This window comes from Legionella micdadei, from assembly GCF_000953635.1.
Lineage (GTDB): Bacteria > Pseudomonadota > Gammaproteobacteria > Legionellales > Legionellaceae > Tatlockia > Tatlockia micdadei.
Genome location: NZ_LN614830.1, coordinates 1,870,919 through 1,890,789, shown reverse-complemented (window position 1 = coordinate 1,890,789; position 19,871 = coordinate 1,870,919). Strand labels below are relative to the sequence as shown.

Genomic DNA, 19,871 nt, shown 5'->3' with positions numbered 1-19,871 from the left:
AGTGAATGTCCGTGCCAATGTTCTTAGATGCCTAATCTAAGATTAGTTCATTTTTGCTAAAAACTCTTGGAGATGAGGTTTATCAGCCTCCGATTGTAAGTAATTACGTAAATTTTGAATGGATAGCTGGTAACCCTCTTGGTTTAGTAGTCCCCGCATAAGTTCAAAACGTAAGTAAACACAGTAAGTATTTAAAACATCAGTCTCACAATAGTTGCGGATACTTTTAAGATTACCTGAGCAAAATTGTTCCCAAACTTTTGCACCGCTCATACCCATTTTTCCAGGGAAGCCTAACATCGATGCTATTTCATCTAAAGGTGCAAAAGCTTTATTTTGATAGGCAGCTAAAATGTCCATGAGATCAAGATGGCGATAGTGGAAGCGATTTAAGTAGTTATTCCAGCGGAATGATTGGTGGTTATCGCCCGTTTCCCAATAAGTGGGGGCAGAGACACCGTGGAGAAGGGCTCGATAATGAAGGACAGGTAAATCAAAGCCACAGCCATTCCAGCTGACTAAAGTAGGTGCGTATTTATCAATACCAGAAAAAAATCGCTGAATAAGATCCTTTTCATCAGAATATTCATCCCCTAAAGACCATACTTTAAGATTGGGACCTTGGCTTAGCACCAAAGAAATAGCAACAATTTTTTGCAAATAGTGAGGTAAAAAATCATTCCCTGTTTTTACCCGTCTTAAAGCGAAAAGGGCATTTGCTGTTTCTTCGTCAGATAAACTATGAAGATCATATAAATTTCGCCCAGCTTCCACGTCAGGGATGGTTTCGATGTCAAAGACTAAAATACTCATTTTATAAGCCGGGCTTTTATTATCTTTAGGGAAATTATCATAGACAAACTCGTTTGTGAATTGGTTATATCAGTCAAGGTGGGGCAAAACCACCCACAAAATGGTTAAATTTAAGTCAAATCATAAAAAATAATGGCTATAAAAATAATTATCTACAAAAATATTTAATTTTGTTAGCTTTTTTGTTACTAATACGTCACTTCTTTTAAAGATGAATAACAATAAAAATGAATTTTAAGACGTTTTTGCTTATTGTATTTTCTTTTTTACTTACTTCCTGTGTGAGTAAGCCTCCATCGGATGTGAATAATATTTGCAGGATTTTTCACCAATACCCTCAATGGTATCGTGATGCCAAAGATGTTGAGCGACGATGGCGAATATCAATTCCGGTGCAAATGGCCATTATTCATCAGGAATCAAAATTTGATGGCCGGGCAAGACCCCCGCACACTAAACTTTTATGGGTTATTCCTTTTAAAAGGCCATCTACTGCTTATGGGTATACCCAGGCACTTCGAACGACTTGGCGTCAGTATAAAAAAGCCGAAGGCGGCGGAGGGATGTTTGCATCGCGCGACGTGTTTTCTGACGCAGTCGATTTCATCGGTTGGTATGCTAATCAAGCTAATCGCATTGCTCATATTCCAAGAAATGATCCGTACCGCTTGTATTTGGCATATCATGAAGGGATAGGAGGGTATCAGCGTAAAACATATTTAAAAAAACCCTGGCTAATTCAAGTTGCACGTAAGGTAAAAGCGCGATCTCAAATTTATCAGGCGCAATTAAATCAATGTAGAAGATAAAAGCCAATTAGGCTGTGGTGAGAACAAATATTTTTGCTTACCGAGGTTCAGAATGCGGTATAATAGTGTGTAAGGATTTTGAAAGATACTATAAACGGTAGAGAAGGATTAATTTAAGTAGGAGTTTATTGATGCGATTGATATTATTAGGTGGTCCTGGTGCAGGGAAAGGAACTCAGGCGCTTAAATTAATTGACTATTTTAATATACCGCAAATTTCTACAGGCGATATGCTTCGTTCTGCAATAGCAGCTGGGACTGAACTCGGTAAAAGTGCCAAAAAAATAATGGATGCGGGACAATTGGTTTCTGATGAAATTATTATTGCGTTGGTTAAAGAGCGCTTACAGCGACCTGATTGTCAAAGAGGTTTTCTATTTGATGGTTTTCCTCGCACTATTCCTCAAGCAGATGCGTTAAAAGAGGCTCATATCAAACTTGATCACGTAATTGAAATTGCAGTTCCAGATGAAGAAATTATAAGTCGTATTAGTGGGCGGAGAGTCCATGTTGCTTCTGGGCGTGTCTACCACCTTAAATTCAATCCACCTAAAAAAGATGGGGTGGACGATCTTACGGATGAACCACTAATACAACGCGATGATGACAAAGAAGAGACAATCAAACGCCGCTTAGACGTATATCATCAGCAAACAGAACCACTCGTTAATTACTACAAACATTGGGAACAAGAAGACAAAAATGCACCACGGTTTCATCGTGTAAACGGCATAGGTAGTGTTGACGCGATTTTTGATCGGATCTTGTCCTGCCTATCAACTTCAAGGAGCACTCATGTCGACTTACACTCTTGAATTTGGTCAATTTGATGAATTGCTCAAAAAGGACGAAATTGTTTTTATTGATTTTTGGGCAGAATGGTGTGCGCCGTGCAAACAATTTGGGATAGTCTATGAACGTGTTGCTGAGCAAAATCCTACAATAAAATTTGCTAAGGTGAACATTGAGAAAGAAGTAGAGTTTGCTGATCAACTGCAAATTCGTTCTATACCTCACTTGATGATTTTTAAGCAAGGCATCCTCATCTATTCAGAATCGGGTGCCATGCCAGAATCCATGTTGAAAGACTTAGTGCGACAAGCAATCGAAGTGGATGTAAGCGAGATACGTGCAGAAATAGATAAAAAGAACAAATAATCCATCTTATAAATACTCTGCCAAAAGCTGCTTCTCTTCCGAATTAAAATCCAAACCAAGCTTGGTGCGGCGCCAGAGGATATCATCGCAATTTTTAGCCCATTCTTCACGACATAAAAAATCGACTTCAATTTGATACAGTCCGTGATTAAAGTCTTGCCCTAAATCAGACATTTTGCTGCATCCTTCTAGAAGTAACTCAGTTCGGGTTCCATAACTTGCTAAATATCGTTCCTTGAGTGATTCATCGAGCCAAAAATATTTTTCACGCGCATGATGCACATATTCTTTATAAGACCAGTTATTTAGTGTTGAGCCTGGTAGAGGTTTAAATGCCGATTTCGAATCATTTAAATTAGGAAAAACAGAGTGAAGTTGGTTTACAGCATCTAAAGAGGCTTGTCTATAAGTCGTAATTTTACCTCCGTAAATAGTGACCACTGGAGCAGGGAATTCAGTGTAGCCGCAAATATAGTCACGGCTTAAGGAACTCAGTTTTTCACTATCTGAGGCAATAAGGGGACGCACTCCGCTCCACGTATTAATGATGTCATTTTTCACTAGGTGGCAATTGAAATAGCTATTCACAATTTTACATAAATAGTCAATTTCTTCGCTGGAAATAGTAACATCATCTAAAGAACCATTGAATGCAACATCAGTTGTACCGATCATTGTGTAACCGTGATAGGGGACAATGAAGACAATTCGTTGATCATCATTTTGTAACAGATAAGCATGATTGCCTTCATAGAGCTTATGTACAACTATGTGACTTCCTTTTACCAATGACATCTTTAGTTGATTAGGAATGTGAAGAATTTCGTTAATTGACTCAACCCAAGGACCTGCTGCGTTAATCACTGATTTCGCTTTAATGACTTGTTGCTGGCTTTTTTTAGGTTGGATAGCGAGATGCCAAAGTTTATTTGATACTCTTGCTTCTTTTAATTGGGTGTCTCTTAAAATGAGAGCCCCTTCATCCTTTGCTTGCAAAGCGTTGGCAATCGTTAAACGGGCGTCATCAGTTGCACAATCGTAAAATAAAAAGCCTTTATTGTATGAATCGATTAACGGGGAAAAATATGCCGCTTGTGTTATGCGACGAATCAATTTAGCGTGCGGAAGTTCGTTTTTGCGACTTAAATTATCATAAAAAAACAACCCTGTCCTTAATAACCAAGTTGGCCGCATATTACGTTGATAGGGTAAAACAAAAGAAAGCGGGGTAACAAGATGGGGAGCTAAGCTTAGGAGGAGTTGTCTTTCATTTAGCGCTTTTTTTACTAATGCGAAATCGTAATATTCTAAGTAACGTAATCCTCCATGAATGAGCTTGCTGCTTGAAGATGACGTTTTAGAGGCAAGATCATCTTTCTCAAGAAGAACGACGGAAAGCCCCCGTAGAGCAGCATCTGCTGCAGCACCGCAGCCATTGATACCTCCTCCGATAATTGCTACATCGAAAACTTGATCCATGTTCTTGTCTCCGCAAAAAGCGTATAAAATGGAATATCGGCTGCCTGTATAAATTATTAATGGCAGAGCTTCACCCCAAAACATATGGGTTTTAGGGGCAATCTCAACATTGTTAACCTAATTATAATAGGGAAATCGAACACAATGACATACCTTCTTGCTATTGATCAGGGAACAAGCAGTACGCGTGCTATGTTATATACTTCAACGGGAAAATTAGTGTTATCCAGGCAATATCCTCTTACCCAATATTACCCAAAACCAGGATGGGTCGAGCATGATCCTGAGGAAATCTGGAAAAAAACTTTACAGGCAATGAAGGATGTTCTTGAGCAAATCGATAAAAATAAAGTTTTAGCGTGTGGCATAACTAATCAACGGGAAACAACACTCATTTGGGATAAGCAAACTGGTCAATGCCTAGCCCCTGCTATTGTTTGGCAGGATAGACGTACTCATGATTTTTGCGAATCGCTCTCGGATGAAGCGGAAGGCATACAAAAGAAAACGGGTTTATTGCCCGATCCTTATTTTTCAGGGAGCAAATTGCATTGGTTATTAAAAAACATACCAGGTGCAAAAGAGCTTGCAGTCAAAAATCGACTTGCATTTGGCACAGTTGATTCTTTTTTAATCTGGCGATTAACCAAAAATAATGCTCACCTAACGGATATCACGAATGCTTCACGGACTTTATTATTTAATATTGTTGAGCAGGAATGGGACGAAGAGTTGTTAAAACTTTTTGCGGTACCCGATGCAATTTTACCTCGTGTTTATGCCTGTGATGCTGATTTCGGTTTAATTGATAATAAATATTTTGGAGTGAGCATCCCTATTACAGGAGTTGCTGGTGATCAGCAGGCCGCACTTATCGGACAACGGTGTCTAAGTGTCGGCATGATCAAAGCGACTTTTGGTACAGGGGGGTTTTTATTAATGAACACAGGCTGCGAACCAATCCTATCAAACCATAAGTTGCTAACTACAATCGCTTACCGCATGAAAGGGCAGACACATTATGGTTTAGAGGGTAGTCTATATCAAGCTGGAACTACAGTAAAATGGTTACGTGATGAGTTAAAACTGATTAAATCCGCATCAGACACCGAGGTTTTAGCTAAAAGTTTATCAGGAAATGACGGAGTTTATTTAGTACCCTCTTTTACTGGTTTGGGTGCGCCACATTGGATCACAACTCCTGGAGCGATGATTGTTGGCTTAGCGCGCACCAGTAATCGGGCCCATTTTGCTCGTGCAGCTTTGGAGAGTGTGTGTTACCAAACACGAGAAATCATTACCTGCATGCGAGAGAGTAGTGAAATGGACTTATTACTCTTACGGGTCGATGGGGGTATGGCAGCAAACTCATGGTTTTTGCAATTCTTATCCTCACAATGCAAATTAGCCGTACAAAAGCCACAAGATATTGAAACAACAGCACAAGGTGCAGCTTTAATTGCTGCTATTGGTTGTGGCCTCATTGGATCTTTAGATACTTTACAAGAGTCATGGATTTATGAGCAGGAATTTATTCCAGAAACGAATGAACAAGTTGAAGAGGATTTTTCGGGATGGAAGAGGGCCTTACGGATGGTGAAAGCGGGATAATGTTTATTCAATGCTCATATTATAAGGGTTTAAGTTCCTGCGAATTTGCATTTTGGAGTAAAGATGAATTTAGTTGAAGTAGATACATGAAAAATACAGGTGATAGTAGACAATGTAACCGATAGCCTTTCGAGTGTGCCCGCTAATGTGATCATGGAATGAATTATCTCGAACAACATGGGATGGATGAGTTATCAGGAGAATGTCTTTGTTGCGGAGCACATGGACTTTCTCTTCTATTAACCGCAACAAATGGAACGATGAAACATTCGATTCTGTTTGATGCGGGACCTGAAGGTGAAGTTCTGATGATGCACGATTGTTATTGGATAACATGTTCTATTTGAGTGGGAAATTCCTCGAGTAACTTGTTATGGAAAGGGATTTCCAGAACACGTTAAGCAACTCCCCAATCAAGAGTGGATTCCAGATCCTTTGATTATGGATGAACGTTTTCTTGCAGTGCACGTGCGTAACAAGGTTTGGTGGTTTTTTCTGCTTGTTCTCATGCCGGCATAATTAATGTCTTACATGAGGCTAAAAATTTATTTTCAAATACCTCTCTATGCAGTAATGGGCAGCTTTCATTTATCTGGCCGTTCGGTTGAAAAGATCTTTTACGATACCGTGCATGACATGCAGCAATTTGATCTTAAAATGATAATCCCTGACCATTGTACTGGCTGGCGAGCAGTGAATGCTTTAGGGAATACCTTTGGGGATAATATCGTAGTCCCATCTGCTGTCGGGCGTTTGTATCAGTTTAAATTATCGATTTTTGTGGTTCCCGCGGATAACCGCGGGAGGTTAATGAGAAGTTTTATGATACTTCAGGGATTTTACGAAGCTTATTGATTACAAAAATTATTGGACATCTCTTTGCTTCTCTCCAGTATAAAGCTGACGAGGCCTGCCGATTTTAGACTTTCCGGCGACCATCTCCATCCAATGAGACATCCATCCTACAGTTCTAGCTAAGGCAAAGATGACAGTGTACATATTCGTAGGGATGCCAATCGCGCTTAGCGTAATCCCAGAATAAAAATCGACATTAGGATAAAGTTTTTTCTCAACGAAATATTCATCCTCTAATGCAATTCGCTCAAGTTCCATTGCCAATTTAAATAAGGGAGCATCATGGGCGCCAACTGCTGTTAAGACATCATGGCAGGTTTTACGCATCACTTTTGCACGTGGATCATAGCTCTTATAAACCCGATGTCCAAAGCCCATTAAACGGAAAGGATCATCCTTATCCTTCGCACGCTTGATGTAGTGATTAATGTGTTTAACGTCGCCGATTTCTTTAAGCATATTCAAGCATGCTTCATTAGCACCGCCATGAGCAGGTCCCCATAATGCGCCAATACCTGCTGAGATGCACGCAAAAGGATTGGCACCAGTAGAACCGGCCAAACGAACAGTGGAGGTTGAAGCATTTTGTTCGTGATCAGCATGCAAAGTAAAAATAGTATCCATTGCGTTGACAATTACTGGATTTGGCGTCGTTTCTTCGGATGGCACACCAAACATCATATGCAGAAAATTTTCTGCATATGACATTTTATTTTGTGGATACATGTAGGGTTGCCCAATCGAATACTTATAACTCATTGCAGCAAGTGTAGGCATTTTGGCAATTAAGCGGATTGCCGAAATATAGCGATCTTGCTGATTACTTAAATCCATTGTCTCATGATAAAAAGCAGACAAAGCACCGACAATACCAACCATAATAGCCATAGGATGGGCATCACGGCGAAAGCCATTTAAGAAATTGTACATCTGCTGATGCACCATTGTATGGTTATTAATTAAGTTAACGAAGTCTTTCTTCTCTTTTTCACTAGGCAACTCGCCGTTAAGGAGAAGGTAGCTGACATCAAGAAAATCTTTTTTTTCGGCTAATTGCTCAATTGGATAACCTCTGTAAAGCAGTATGCCCTTATCCCCATCAATGAAAGTGATTTTAGATTCGCAAGACGCAGTGGAGACGAAACCCGGATCAAAAGTGAACATTCCTGCTTCACCCAACTTATTAATGTCGATAACATCGTTACCAAGTGTTGGGCTATAAATGGGGAGTTCTATTGGATCATGGCCGTCTATATTCAGTCGTGCAATTTTTTTTGTCATCGCGTCTCCTCTAATCATGAGCTTGACAGCTACTTTGCTTGCATTCAATGGGCAGAACTATATAAAAATGCCCTCTCGCAGTCAATTTATCTCTACGCCAGAAATCTTTGGTTAACTTTAGATAATTATGATCCAGTTTACTGACTTTTGATAGGAATCAGAAAAATAAAATTAGCGAACAAATAAATGGAGTGCGGATAAAACTAAATGAGGTAGGGATTTTGTAGTTCGGAGGTCAGAGAGGCTATCAATCTGATTCAATTAAATTGGCCGTTGTGGTATAATTTAAGATTGATTTTAATTATAAACATTGAATGAGGACGCCTCCCCACTATGGTTTATTTAGCCAAAGAAGTCATACCCGTTAATATCGAAGACGAACTAAAACAATCTTATTTAGATTATGCGATGAGCGTGATTGTTGGTCGTGCCTTACCCGATGTGCGCGATGGTTTAAAGCCGGTACACCGACGCGTTCTTTTTGCGATGAGTGAATTGGGTAATGATTGGAATAAACCTTATAAAAAATCTGCCCGGGTAGTGGGGGATGTCATCGGTAAATATCATCCACATGGTGATACGGCGGTCTACGATACAATTGTAAGGATGGCACAGCCGTTTTCGATGCGTTACATGTTAGTGGACGGCCAGGGTAACTTTGGTTCTGTTGATGGCGATCTTGCCGCGGCCATGCGTTATACCGAAATCAGAATGTCTAAGGTGGCTCACGCTTTACTTGCTGATTTGGATAAAGAAACGGTGGATTTTAGTCCAAACTATGATGAGACCGAGTTTGCTCCGGTTGTCCTGCCTTCCCGTATTCCCAATCTGCTAGTCAACGGCTCTTCAGGCATTGCAGTAGGAATGGCAACGAATATTCCGCCGCATAACATGACTGAAGTGATTGATGCTTGTATCGCATTAGTCGCTAATCCAGAGTTGTCTGTCGATGAGTTGATGGCATATGTACCTGGCCCTGATTTCCCAACAGCAGCCATTATTAACGGAAAAGCAGGAATAGTACAGGCTTATCGTACAGGCCGCGGTCGCATTTTAGTTCGTGCAAGAACAGAGATTGAAACAGATAGTCAATCAGGGCGTCAAGCCATCATTATCACTGAACTCCCTTATCAAGTTAACAAGGCTCGATTGGTAGAAAAAATTGCCGAGCTTGTGCGCGAAAAACGTATTGAAGGTATTTCTGGGTTGCGTGATGAATCAGATAAGCAAGGGATGCGTGTTGTGATCGAGCTTAAACGAGGGGAAGTTGCCGAGGTTATTCTTAATAACCTTTATGCTCATACCCAGATGCAAAATGTATTTGGCATCAATATGGTTGCCTTAGTCGATGGACAGCCCCGTACGCTTAACTTGAAAGAGGTTCTTGATTATTTTATTAAGCATCGGCGTGAAGTTGTTACCCGACGCACTATTTTTGAATTAAAGAAAGCACGTAACCGTGCTCACTTATTGGAAGGGCTTGGAGTTGCTCTTGCTAATATTGATGAGATGATTGACCTCATTAAAAAATCACCCACGCCTCAAGATGCTAAAGAAGCTCTCTTAGCGCGCTTATGGCAGCCCGGACTAGTCAGAAACATGCTGAAAAATGCAGGAAGCGATGCTTGTCGTCCCGATGATTTGTCGAGCGAATATGGACTAACTGACGCAGGCTACCGACTATCGCCAGATCAAGCACAAGCTATTCTTGAGTTGAGGCTTCATCGCTTAACCGCACTTGAGCAGGATAAAATCATTTCAGAATTCGAGGAATTGTTAGGGATTATTAAAGAATTGCTTGAGATACTTGCGTCGCCAGAGCGATTGATGCAGGTTATTCGAGATGAAATGCTTGAGGTTAGAGCTCAGTTCGGCGATTCGCGCCGCACGGAGATTATTGCTTCACAGGAAGATTTAACTATCGAAGATTTAATTACCGAAGAAGATGTTGTTGTTACCTTATCGCATCAAGGTTACGTCAAATACCAGCCTCTTTCAGCGTATCAAGCCCAGCGGCGTGGGGGTAAGGGCAAATCGGCAACTAATGTAAAAGATGAAGATTTTGTTGAACGATTAATTATCGCAAACACGCACGATACGTTGCTGTGTTTTTCCAATTTTGGCAAATTATACTGGCTTAAAGCTTACCAACTTCCATTGGCAAGCCGAATTTCACGAGGTAAACCAATCGTTAATATTCTTCCCCTTGCAGAAAATGAAGCTATCAATGCGATGTTACCTGTCCGAGAATATCAAGAAGGCTTTTTTGTCTTCATGGCAACAAAACACGGTACAGTCAAAAAAGTGCCACTTGAAGCGTTTAGTCGTCCGCGCTCTAGTGGAATAATTGCCATCGATCTCGATGAGGATGACCGATTAGTTGGTGTGGACATCACCGACGGAACAAAAGACATCATGCTGTTCACTGATGCTGGTAAAGTAATCCGTTTTGATGAGAGCCTTGTTCGGCCAATGGGAAGGACCGCAAGGGGAGTACGAGGCATTCGCTTAGGTGAAGATCAATCAGTAATTTCGCTTGTAGTCGCCAAGCCCCAAGGCACTATTTTAACCGCAACCGAAAATGGTTATGGTAAGCGCACTAATATAGAAGAGTACAGAGTATCAGGACGTGGTGGTCAAGGGGTTATTTCTATCCAAGTCAATGAGCGTAATGGAAAAGTGGTTCGTGCGCTCCAAGTTGATGATAATGATGAAGCAATGCTTATTACCGACAGAGGTACTTTAGTCCGTTTCAAAGTTGATGAAATATCCATTATTGGCCGCAATACCCAAGGTGTCCGCCTTATTAATGTAAATCAAGGCGAATACGTTGTAGGAATGCAACGCATAGAAGAGATTAGCGGGTCTCATGATGAAAATGATGATGAGATAGAAATAGAAGAAGACAACGATGAGTAGAGGTTATAATTTTGGCGCAGGCCCAGCAATGTTGCCTGAGTCAATTTTAAAAGAAGTGCAAGAAGAGTTATTGGATTGGCACAATCTCGGTATGTCAGTGATGGAAATCGGTCATCGAACTCCGGAGTTCACTGCTTTGATGGAGCAAACTGAGCATGAGTTGAGGGCTCTATTGATGATCCCTGACAGCTATCACGTGCTTTTTTTAAGTGGTGCTGCTCGTACCCAGTTTGGTATGATTCCGTTGAATTTTCTTGCACCGACCGAACAGGCCGGGTATCTCGTCACTGGACTTTGGTCTTACATGGCCTATCAAGAAGCTTGTCGATTAAGGCAGGCTTATTGTGTTGCAACTGGGGAAAAAAACGGATTTATAAGTATTCCTGCATTAGATGAGTGGCAATTGAGAGAAGATACAAGATACTTATACTTCACACCCAACGAAACGGTTAACGGAGTACGGTTCAGGGAAATACCAAAAATTCATGATACTCCGCTCGTTGCAGATATGACATCTTGTTTATTAAGCGAACCAATCAATGTTGAAGATTATGGTTTAATTTTTGCGGGCGCACAAAAAAACATTGCTATCGCCGGTCTAACCATCATTATTGTCAGCGATGAATTCCTAGGCACAATCAAAAATACCGAACTTCCAACCATGCTCGATTACCGTACTTTTAGTTCTACGAAGTCAGCTTATGCAACCCCCCCAACTTTTAACTGTTATTTAGCCCATAAAATGTTTCAATGGATAAAAAAACAAGGAGGAGTCGAGGCGCTTTATAGAGTGAATTGCCAAAAAGCATCAAAACTATATGACTACATTGATTCGTCGCATTTTTATAAATGCACAATTGCCAAAGAAGCGCGCTCCTTAGTGAATGTTTGCTTTACGCTTAAAGATCCGAAACTCGAAAATACATTCATTGAGAGCGCTAAATCGCGAGGTTTATTGGCATTAAAAGGCCATCGTTCAGTGGGTGGGTTGCGTGCAAGCCTATACAATGCAATGCCTATAGAAGGGGTTGATCGTTTAATCGAGTTCATGGATGATTTTACTAAGGAATATAAATAATGCTCAATTTTGTAAGCAGTCCGGTAAAGGCCATTCGCGGTGAGATAACGGTTCCCGGAGATAAATCAATATCGCATAGGGCGATTATTTTGGGCTCGATTGCAAAAGGCACGACAACTATAAGCGGTTTTCTGGAAGGTGAAGATTGTCTCGCAACACTAAGGGCTTTTACGGCTATGGGTGTGAAGATTGAAAGACAAGCAAATCAACGTGTCGTGATTCATGGAGTCGGCAAACATGGTTTGAATGAGCCTAAAGAGGTGATCGATTGTGGTAATTCTGGTACCAGTATGCGGCTACTCGCGGGACTCCTTGCAGCTCAACCGTTCGACAGTGAGCTGAATGGCGATGCAAGTCTACAGAAGCGGCCGATGGAACGAGTGAGCCGTCCTCTGATGCAAATGGGCGCTGAAATCACAACCACAGAAGGCCGTCCTCCTCTGCATATTCGTGGCGGCCACGTTCTGCATGGCATTACTTATGAAATGCCAGAAGCAAGTGCACAAGTTAAATCCTGCTTATTGCTTGCTGGAATGTATGCCCAGGGAGAAACTAGGGTTATAGAGCCCGGATTTACTCGTGATCATACCGAAAGAATGCTAACAACATTCTCTTACCCGATTCAAAAGGCGGAGAATACGATTATTATTAACTCCGAAAGCGAATGTTTGGGTACTGATATTACTGTTCCTGGGGATATATCATCAGCTGCTTTTTTTATTGTAGCTGCAACGCTGATACCAGGATCAGAACTATTGATTAGAAATGTAGGTATTAATCCTACACGAACAGGCATAATTCAAATTTTAACCCGCATGGGAGCAAATATTACCCTTCGCAACAAACGCCTCTGTGGAGAAGAATTGGTTGCTGATCTTGTCGTTAAATCCGCAACCCTTGAGGGGATCGATATACCAACTGCCCTTGTTCCATTGGCTATTGACGAATTTCCAGTCATTTTCATTGCGGCGGCATGTGCAAAAGGACAAACTCTTTTACATGGTGCGAAAGAATTACGCTGCAAGGAGAGTGATCGTATTGGTGCAATGGTTGCTGGATTGCAGCAATTAGGCATTGAATCCCAAGCATTTGAAGATGGGTTATATATTAATGGTGGGAAATTGAATGGTGGCGAGGTAAATAGCTATCACGATCATCGCATTGCTATGGCTTTTGCTATAGCAGGTGCTGTAGCTAAGAGTCCAGTTACTATAAAAGATTGTGTTAATGTCGCAACTTCATTTCCAACATTTGTTGATACAGCCAATAAGATTAAATTGGCGATAAAGGAAATAAACAATGAAGTCTGATAGAAATGTTCCTGTGATCACAATTGATGGTCCAAGCGGAACTGGAAAGGGAACGATCTGTCATATGCTTGCAAATCATTTAGATTGGCATGTGCTTGATAGTGGAAGTTTGTATCGTGTTCTTGCCTTTGCAGCAAGAAATAAAGGAATTGATTTTAAGGATACTCCTGCTATGGTGGAGCTTGCCCATGGTTTGAATTTACGTTTTGATACAAATCCACATCATAAAAGTCAGGTTATTCTTGATAATAAAGATGTCTTTGATAATTTAAGAACAGAGCAATGTGGGCAAGATGCATCTAAAATAGCTGTTGTTCCTGAAATAAGGGAAGCATTGCTTGCACGTCAACGTGCTTTTGCGAAACCGCCTGGACTGGTAACAGATGGTCGAGATATGGGCACTGTGATTTTTCCTGATGCTGTGCTTAAGGTTTATTTATACGCTACACCTGAAGAAAGAGCATCAAGACGATATTTTCAGTTGAAAGAAAAGGGAATTGATGTTAGCCTCGCCGAAGTTGTTGATGAATTGGCTAAACGTGACGCAAGAGATACTGAGCGATTACATGCGCCTTTAAAACCTGCAGAGGATGCGGTTTTGATTGATACAACTGGATTATCTATTGTACAGGTGTTCGATCATGTATTAAAATTAGTGGATGAACACTTGTTTCGTAGTTAAGAAGGATTGGACATCACTTCCCTAGAACAAGCTTCAGCATTAATGTGAAAATATGCCATAAGCGTATTTAAAGCAATTAGTGCATTGAGGCTATTTTGTTATAGTGGGAATGAATCGATCTTCTTAGAGCCATACCTTCATAAGGTGGGTGTTTATTGGGGGGGAAAATAAGTTGGATCTTGTTTTTCCATAATTTTACTAAAGAGTTTATTAATATGTCTGAAAGTTTCAAAGAATTATTTGAGCAAAGTATCGCTGGCGCGCAGTTCTATCCAGGTGCAATTATCACGGCAAAGGTGATTGGGATAGATGAGGATTATGTTACCCTGAATGCTGGCCTAAAGTCCGAAGGTATCGTCGCTGTTGAGGAGTTCCAGGACAAAAATGGCGAACTAGAAGTGCATGTGGGTGACACAGTCGAGGTTGCTCTCGATTCTGTAGAAGATGGCTATGGCGAAACATTGCTATCCAGGGAAAAAGCTAAGCGTCAAGAAGCATGGCGTAAATTGTCTAAATGTCACGAAAATAATGAGACAGTAACCGGCTTAATTTCTGGTAAAGTCAAAGGCGGCTTCACAGTGGAAATCGGCTCTATCCGCGCATTCTTGCCTGGTTCTTTAGTGGACGTCAGGCCAGTGCGTGATCCATCTTACCTAGAAGGTAAAGAGCTTGAATTTAAAGTTATTAAAATGGATTTGAAACGAAACAACATCGTTGTTTCCCGCCGTGCAGTAGTCGAAGAAGAGAGCAGTGCCGATCGACAAGCTTTACTTGAGTCCTTACATGATGGCCAAGTGCTTCACGGTATTGTTAAAAACCTTACCGACTATGGTGCATTTATTGATTTAGGCGGTATTGACGGTTTGCTCCATATTACTGATATTTCTTGGAAACGAGTTAAACACCCAAGTGAAGTACTGACTGTTGGTCAAGATGTTAAGGTTAAAGTACTAAGCTTTGATAGCGAACGCAATCGTGTTTCTTTAGGCATGAAACAACTCGGCAATGATCCTTGGGTAGATTTAGTCGAGCGTTATCCGGTTGGTAAAAAACTACAAGGTAAGGTTACCAATATTACTGATTATGGTTGCTTTGTTGAAATTGAGGAAGGTGTAGAAGGCCTAGTTCACATGTCTGAAATGGATTGGACCAACAAAAACGTGCATCCAAGCAAGGTCGTATCAATGGGGGATGTCGTTGATGTGATGGTTCTTGAAATTGATGAAGAACGTCGCCGTATTTCCCTTGGAATGAAACAATGCGTAGGTAATCCTTGGCATCAATTCGCTCAAACACACAGCAAAGGTCAAAAAGTACATGGAAAAATCCGCTCTATCACTGATTTCGGAATTTTCATTGGCCTAGATGGTGATATTGATGGTTTGGTTCACTTGTCAGATATTTCTTGGAATGTTCCTGGTGAAGAAGCTGTTAAGCAATTTAAGAAAGGTCAAGAGTTGGAAGCAGTTATTCTCGCCATTGACCCAGAGCGTGAGCGTATTTCTTTAGGCTTGAAGCAACTCGAAGGAGACGCATTTACAAGCTATGTTGAAGAGCATGCAAAAGGTTCTGTAGTTAAAGGTAAAGTGACTGCAGTTGATGCCAAGACAGTGACTGTTGAACTAGCCTCTGATGTCATTGGCACAATTCGTGCGGGCGAACTCTCTGAGGATCGCGTTGATGATGCTTCAACTCTCTTTAAAGAAGGTGATGAGGTTGAGGCGAAAATTATCAATGTGGATAAGAAAAATCGCACCATATCCCTTTCTATTAAAGCAAAAGATGCTCAAGACCAAGCTGAGGCGATTAAAAAATATTCGCGCAGTGGTGAAGTCGCTTCCACAACCTTGGGTGATCTATTGAAAGAAAAAATGGCAAGTAAAGAAGGTGAGTAACCACTTCAGCCAAGATGAAAAGCGTAGGAAACTACGCTTTTTTTTTCGTTTCAATTATTCCTGAACTTATGCTTTCAGAGGTGAAATAATGCGCCTATTTATGATGTTAATTTATTTAATTCTAATCGTACTGGGTGTAAGCTTTGCTGCCTTGAATGCTTCTTCGGTGCAAGTTAATTTTTATTTTAAGACAGTTAGCATGCCTGTGTCTGTATTAATGATCATAATGCTTGGTGTCGGACTATTATTAGGCTTTTTGTTTTTTCTATATCGTTATTGGCGGCTCAAAGTCGATTATTTAAAAATTAGAAACCAATTGCGAATGACTGAAAAAGAAATTAAAAACTTAAGGTCGATACCTCTTAAGGATCAACATTAACATAATTGACCTATATGGATTGAAAATTTATTATCTGTCTGTTTGATATTCGAAGCGAACGCTTTAGGCTTCTTGTAGTCAGTAAGCTTAGAGGTAGGAGTTGCAACTCGGATTCTAAAGATTGAATCCTAGGCTACAGTTGCTTCACATGCCTTGTCTAGGTATGCGAATCCTCACTGAGTGAAGATCTTGGTATTTATGGGATCCTTATGGACTGAGGAGACAAAAGTATGGTTTCGATAGCCCTGTGGTGAGATTTCGGTGCAAGGCTTTGCGTTTCCACTGTCTGTAAGATCCAGGCGTAGACAGGAATCAAAAGAAATATTAAAGATGGAGAGCTTTAATGATCGATTTATGGCCATTACTGTTACCTGCTGCCGCTTGGTCTGGTTGGTGGGTAGCAAGCCGTAACTATTTAGATAAACAGAAGAAATTTGATAATCGTTTATCTCGTGAATATGTTGTTGGCCTAAATTATCTTCTAAACGAACAACCTGACAAGGCAGTTGACGTATTTATAAAGTTGTTAGAAGTCGATAGCGATACTGTTGAAACTCATCTTGCGCTAGGGTCTTTATTCCGCCGTCGTGGGGAAGTAGACCGAGCTATAAGGATTCACCAAAATTTGATTGCTAGGCCCCAGTTAAGTCTGAGGGAACGAAAGGAAGCTTTAATGGCTCTGGGTCAAGACTACATGAGCGCAGGTGTATTTGATAGGGCTGAGCGTATCTTTTTAGAGGTAGTTGAACTTGGCGGCAGTAGTGAAACTTGCAGTCTGCAAGGTTTGCTTGCAATTTATCAACAAGAAAAAGCTTGGGAAAAAGCGTTAGAGGTATTGAAAAAGTTAGAACTATCAGCTGGGCAGAGCATGCATACTCAAGCAGCACACTATTATTGTGAAATTGCCAGTCATGCTTTAAAAAATAATGCTCTCGATAAAGCGCAAAATGCGACTAAGCAGGCGTTGCAGATTGATAAAATGTCAGTACGTGCTAGCCTTATGCAGGCGACACTTGATATGCAACATGGGCGATACAAGCAAGCCATCCGCTCATTAAAACGCGTACCACAACAAGATCCTGAATTTCTTAGCGAAATTATTGAACCCTTGGTGAAGTGTTATCGAGAGCTCGATGAGATGCAGGAATGTGTTGAGTACTTACAGCAAACTTTGGTTGAACATCCGAGGGCATCAACCATTTTTGTGATCGCCGAATTTTTACGACGCGAAAAAAGCATGGATCTAGCAATTGATTTTGTATCAGAAAAATTGAGTACCCATCCATCAATTAGAGGATTAAATCGTCTTATTTTTTGGCATCTTGAAACGGCTCATGGCAAAGTGAAAGATAAATTACAGATGTTGTATGACATTACTAGCAAGTTTCTGGATAATAAACCGATTTATCGATGCGGGCACTGTGGTTTTGGAGGTAAACATTTGCATTGGCATTGCCCAAGTTGTAAACAGTGGGGTAGAATGAAGCCTGTTCATGGATTGGAAGGGGACTAGATTGCGGCTGTTAAGTTAAACGAAGTGCCATTCTCGCGAAGGCAGGAATCTACCGGGCTCGACTAAGAGATTGATCTAAACCTTCATAGACGATGATTTTATGCATAGATGAGCTTAACTTAGTAGCAGTGGGGAATTAGGTTACTGGTAGAATCAAACTATTACTACGGCTTTAGGCCTTTATTCGTTATGTTGAGAAAATTATGCAATTTATTGATCTTAAAAAACAATATAAGTTAATTGAACAAGATATTTTACGCAGCATTCAAACAGTATTAGAACATGGCCAATATATTATGGGGCCTGAAATAAGCAAACTTGAACAACAACTTGCTGAATTCTTAGGTGTAAAGCATGTGATTGTGAATTCAAGTGGGACTGACGCATTATTAATGGCTCTTTTAGCGCTAGATATCCAACCTGGTGATGAGGTTATTACAAGTCCTTTTAGTTTTTTTGCCTCAGCTGAGGTGATTGCGCTGTGTCAAGCTAAGCCTGTCTTTGTCGACATTGATCCTGTTACGTATAATATTGATCCTGCAAAAATTGAGGCTAAAATCTCTGCCAGGACAAAAGCCATCATGCCAGTAAGCCTTTATGGCCAATGTGCGGATATGGAGCCTATCAATCGTATTGCCCAAAAATATGGTTTACCGGTTATAGAAGATGCAGCTCAAAGTTTTGGTGCTACCTATCATGGTGTTTATTCAGGTGCGCTGTCCACAATTGGTTGTACTAGCTTTTTCCCCTCGAAACCCTTAGGTGGATATGGAGATTCTGGAGCCTGTTTTACAAATGATGATGTTCTGGCAGAAAAATTGTTCGAAATCCGCAATCATGGACAAAATGTGCGCTATTGCCATAGCCGTATAGGAATTAATGGTCGTATGGATACAATTCAAGCAGCCATTTTGCTTGAGAAACTAAAATTGTTTCCTGATGAAATTGTTATGCGTCAAAGAGTTGCGCAGCGATACGAGGAGTTACTCTCTCCCTTCGTAAAGACACCAACGATCATGCCAGGCAACGTCAGTGTTTATGCGCAGTACACCATTGAAGTTCCAAACCGCGATAATTTTCAAAAAAATATGCAAGTGTTAGGTATTCCCACTGCAATTCATTATCCTGTGGCGATGCACCAACAGCAAGCACTTAAGTATATCGGTTATCAAATTGGTGATTTCCCTTGCGCAGAAAAAGCGAGTAAGCATGTAGTGAGCCTACCCATGCACCCATATATGACTTTGGAAGATCAACAAACGGTAGCGAATGCTGTACAAAAATCGCTTTCTAACGAGTTGGTGGAGGCTTAAGTTGAGTTTAAAGCTTATTGTAGCGCTTGATTTTGATAATCAAAATGATGCGTTCGCTTTAGTTGATAAATTAAATCCGGATCAATGTGCGTTAAAAATTGGTAATGAAATGTTCACTTTGTTTGGCACCGATTTTGTTCGCAATTTGATAAAGAAAGGTTTTAAGATTTTCCTTGATTTAAAATTTCATGATATTCCCAATACTGTAGCGCAAGCTTGTAAAGCTTGCGCTGAGCTAGAAGTATGGATGATTAATGTTCATGCTTCGGGTGGTTTGAGGATGATGCAAGCCGCAAAAAATGCAATCGAACCTTATGGCGCTAGTCGACCATTATTAATCGCTGTAACCGTTTTAACCAGTTTTGGAGCGGAGGATTTACCGGAAATCGGATTAAGCTCCTCTGTTGAGGCGCAAGTAGATAGGCTGGCAAAATTAGCCCATGATGCAGAATTGGATGGTGTTGTTTGTTCTGCTTATGAAGTCCCCATGATAAAAAAATCCTATGGCTATTCTTTTCTTACGGTTACACCAGGGATTAGGCTTCCGGGTGATGAAGTGAACGATCAAACACGAGTGATGACGCCTGTTAAAGCTTTAGAATTAGGTAGTGATTTTTTAGTAGTTGGGCGCTCTATCACCGCAGCGCCTAATCCAGAAAAAATTGTGCAAGACTTACTATTGAATTTGCACTAAATGAGCCTCGGACAATGAAAGGGAATTATCTACAGTCCCAATCAAATGGGCCAGAAGAGTTAGCTCGATATTACCTGCAGAC

General features: G+C 40.7%; 17 protein-coding genes and 1 pseudogene. 15 read left to right on the top strand and 3 right to left on the bottom strand.

The features are described 5' to 3' along the window. Positions 1–42: 42 nt before the first annotated feature. A pseudogene (locus tag LMI_RS08470) lies at positions 43–840 on the bottom strand (3'-5' exonuclease); the annotation flags it as partial. A 200-nt stretch (positions 841–1,040) separates the two neighbouring features. Here LMI_RS08470 and LMI_RS08465 point away from each other — a divergent pair. The 3 genes from LMI_RS08465 to LMI_RS08455 all read left to right on the top strand — a co-directional run bounded on the left by LMI_RS08465 (position 1,041) and on the right by LMI_RS08455 (position 2,780). Next, on the top strand, positions 1,041–1,622 hold the full coding sequence (locus LMI_RS08465; RefSeq protein WP_045099411.1) for a transglycosylase SLT domain-containing protein: 582 nt from the start codon (positions 1,041–1,043) through the stop codon (positions 1,620–1,622). A gap of 131 nt (positions 1,623–1,753) precedes the next feature. Next, the gene (adk, locus tag LMI_RS08460; RefSeq protein WP_045099410.1) at positions 1,754–2,437 is read left to right on the top strand and encodes an adenylate kinase; all 684 of its coding nucleotides are present in this window, start codon (positions 1,754–1,756) and stop codon (positions 2,435–2,437) included. Further along, positions 2,418–2,780: a thioredoxin family protein gene (locus LMI_RS08455; RefSeq protein ID WP_045099409.1), complete on the top strand. Its 363-nt coding sequence runs from the start codon at positions 2,418–2,420 to the stop codon at positions 2,778–2,780. The genes adk and LMI_RS08455 overlap by 20 nt, the downstream gene beginning before the upstream one ends. Positions 2,781–2,786: 6 nt before the next feature. On the opposite strand, the gene glpD is transcribed toward LMI_RS08455, so the two are convergent. After that, positions 2,787–4,259 (bottom strand): glycerol-3-phosphate dehydrogenase, encoded by a 1,473-nt coding sequence (glpD, locus tag LMI_RS08450; protein WP_045099408.1) that lies wholly within the window; start codon positions 4,257–4,259, stop codon positions 2,787–2,789. 144 nt (positions 4,260–4,403) lie between these two features. Here glpD and glpK point away from each other — a divergent pair, with 144 nt between their 5' ends. The 3 genes from glpK to LMI_RS15500 all read left to right on the top strand — a co-directional run bounded on the left by glpK (position 4,404) and on the right by LMI_RS15500 (position 6,725). Beyond that, positions 4,404–5,870 (top strand): glycerol kinase GlpK, encoded by a 1,467-nt coding sequence (gene glpK / locus LMI_RS08445; RefSeq protein ID WP_045099407.1) that lies wholly within the window; start codon positions 4,404–4,406, stop codon positions 5,868–5,870. A 158-nt stretch (positions 5,871–6,028) separates the two neighbouring features. Continuing rightward, positions 6,029–6,217 carry a hypothetical protein gene (locus LMI_RS15505; protein WP_175576393.1) on the top strand — a complete coding sequence of 63 codons (189 nt, stop codon included), beginning with the start codon at positions 6,029–6,031 and terminating at the stop codon, positions 6,215–6,217. A 175-nt stretch (positions 6,218–6,392) separates the two neighbouring features. Next, the gene (locus LMI_RS15500; RefSeq protein WP_045099406.1) at positions 6,393–6,725 is read left to right on the top strand and encodes an MBL fold metallo-hydrolase; all 333 of its coding nucleotides are present in this window, start codon (positions 6,393–6,395) and stop codon (positions 6,723–6,725) included. Positions 6,726–6,734: 9 nt separating this feature from the next. On the opposite strand, the gene gltA is transcribed toward LMI_RS15500, so the two are convergent. Then, positions 6,735–8,006, bottom strand: coding sequence for a citrate synthase (gene gltA / locus LMI_RS08435; RefSeq protein WP_045099405.1), 1,272 nt, complete (start codon positions 8,004–8,006; stop codon positions 6,735–6,737). Positions 8,007–8,339: 333 nt separating this feature from the next. Here gltA and gyrA point away from each other — a divergent pair, with 333 nt between their 5' ends. The 9 genes from gyrA to pyrF all read left to right on the top strand — a co-directional run bounded on the left by gyrA (position 8,340) and on the right by pyrF (position 19,789). Then, positions 8,340–10,925 carry a DNA gyrase subunit A gene (gene gyrA, locus LMI_RS08430; RefSeq protein ID WP_045099404.1) on the top strand — a complete coding sequence of 862 codons (2,586 nt, stop codon included), beginning with the start codon at positions 8,340–8,342 and terminating at the stop codon, positions 10,923–10,925. Next, the gene (serC, locus tag LMI_RS08425; protein WP_045099403.1) at positions 10,918–12,003 is read left to right on the top strand and encodes a 3-phosphoserine/phosphohydroxythreonine transaminase; all 1,086 of its coding nucleotides are present in this window, start codon (positions 10,918–10,920) and stop codon (positions 12,001–12,003) included. Before gyrA ends, serC begins: the two co-directional genes overlap by 8 nt. Further along, positions 12,003–13,313, top strand: a complete 1,311-nt coding sequence (gene aroA, locus LMI_RS08420; RefSeq protein WP_045099402.1) for a 3-phosphoshikimate 1-carboxyvinyltransferase — start codon at positions 12,003–12,005, stop codon at positions 13,311–13,313. Before serC ends, aroA begins: the two co-directional genes overlap by 1 nt. Further along, on the top strand, positions 13,303–13,995 hold the full coding sequence (gene cmk, locus LMI_RS08415) for a (d)CMP kinase (RefSeq protein ID WP_045099401.1): 693 nt from the start codon (positions 13,303–13,305) through the stop codon (positions 13,993–13,995). Before aroA ends, cmk begins: the two co-directional genes overlap by 11 nt. Before the next feature lie 215 nt (positions 13,996–14,210). Beyond that, a complete protein-coding gene (gene rpsA / locus LMI_RS08410; protein ID WP_045099400.1) occupies positions 14,211–15,890 on the top strand; it encodes a 30S ribosomal protein S1 in 1,680 nt (559 codons plus the stop codon). Positions 15,891–15,990: 100 nt separating this feature from the next. Then, on the top strand, positions 15,991–16,269 hold the full coding sequence (locus LMI_RS08405; RefSeq protein ID WP_231852116.1) for a lipopolysaccharide assembly protein LapA domain-containing protein: 279 nt from the start codon (positions 15,991–15,993) through the stop codon (positions 16,267–16,269). 343 nt (positions 16,270–16,612) lie between these two features. Then, a complete protein-coding gene (lapB, locus tag LMI_RS08400) occupies positions 16,613–17,782 on the top strand; it encodes a lipopolysaccharide assembly protein LapB (protein ID WP_045099398.1) in 1,170 nt (389 codons plus the stop codon). Between the two features lie 203 nt (positions 17,783–17,985). Further along, on the top strand, positions 17,986–19,095 hold the full coding sequence (locus LMI_RS08395; RefSeq protein ID WP_045099397.1) for a DegT/DnrJ/EryC1/StrS family aminotransferase: 1,110 nt from the start codon (positions 17,986–17,988) through the stop codon (positions 19,093–19,095). 1 nt (position 19,096) lies between these two features. Next, on the top strand, positions 19,097–19,789 hold the full coding sequence (pyrF, locus tag LMI_RS08390) for an orotidine-5'-phosphate decarboxylase (protein ID WP_045099396.1): 693 nt from the start codon (positions 19,097–19,099) through the stop codon (positions 19,787–19,789). Positions 19,790–19,871: the final 82 nt, after the last annotated feature.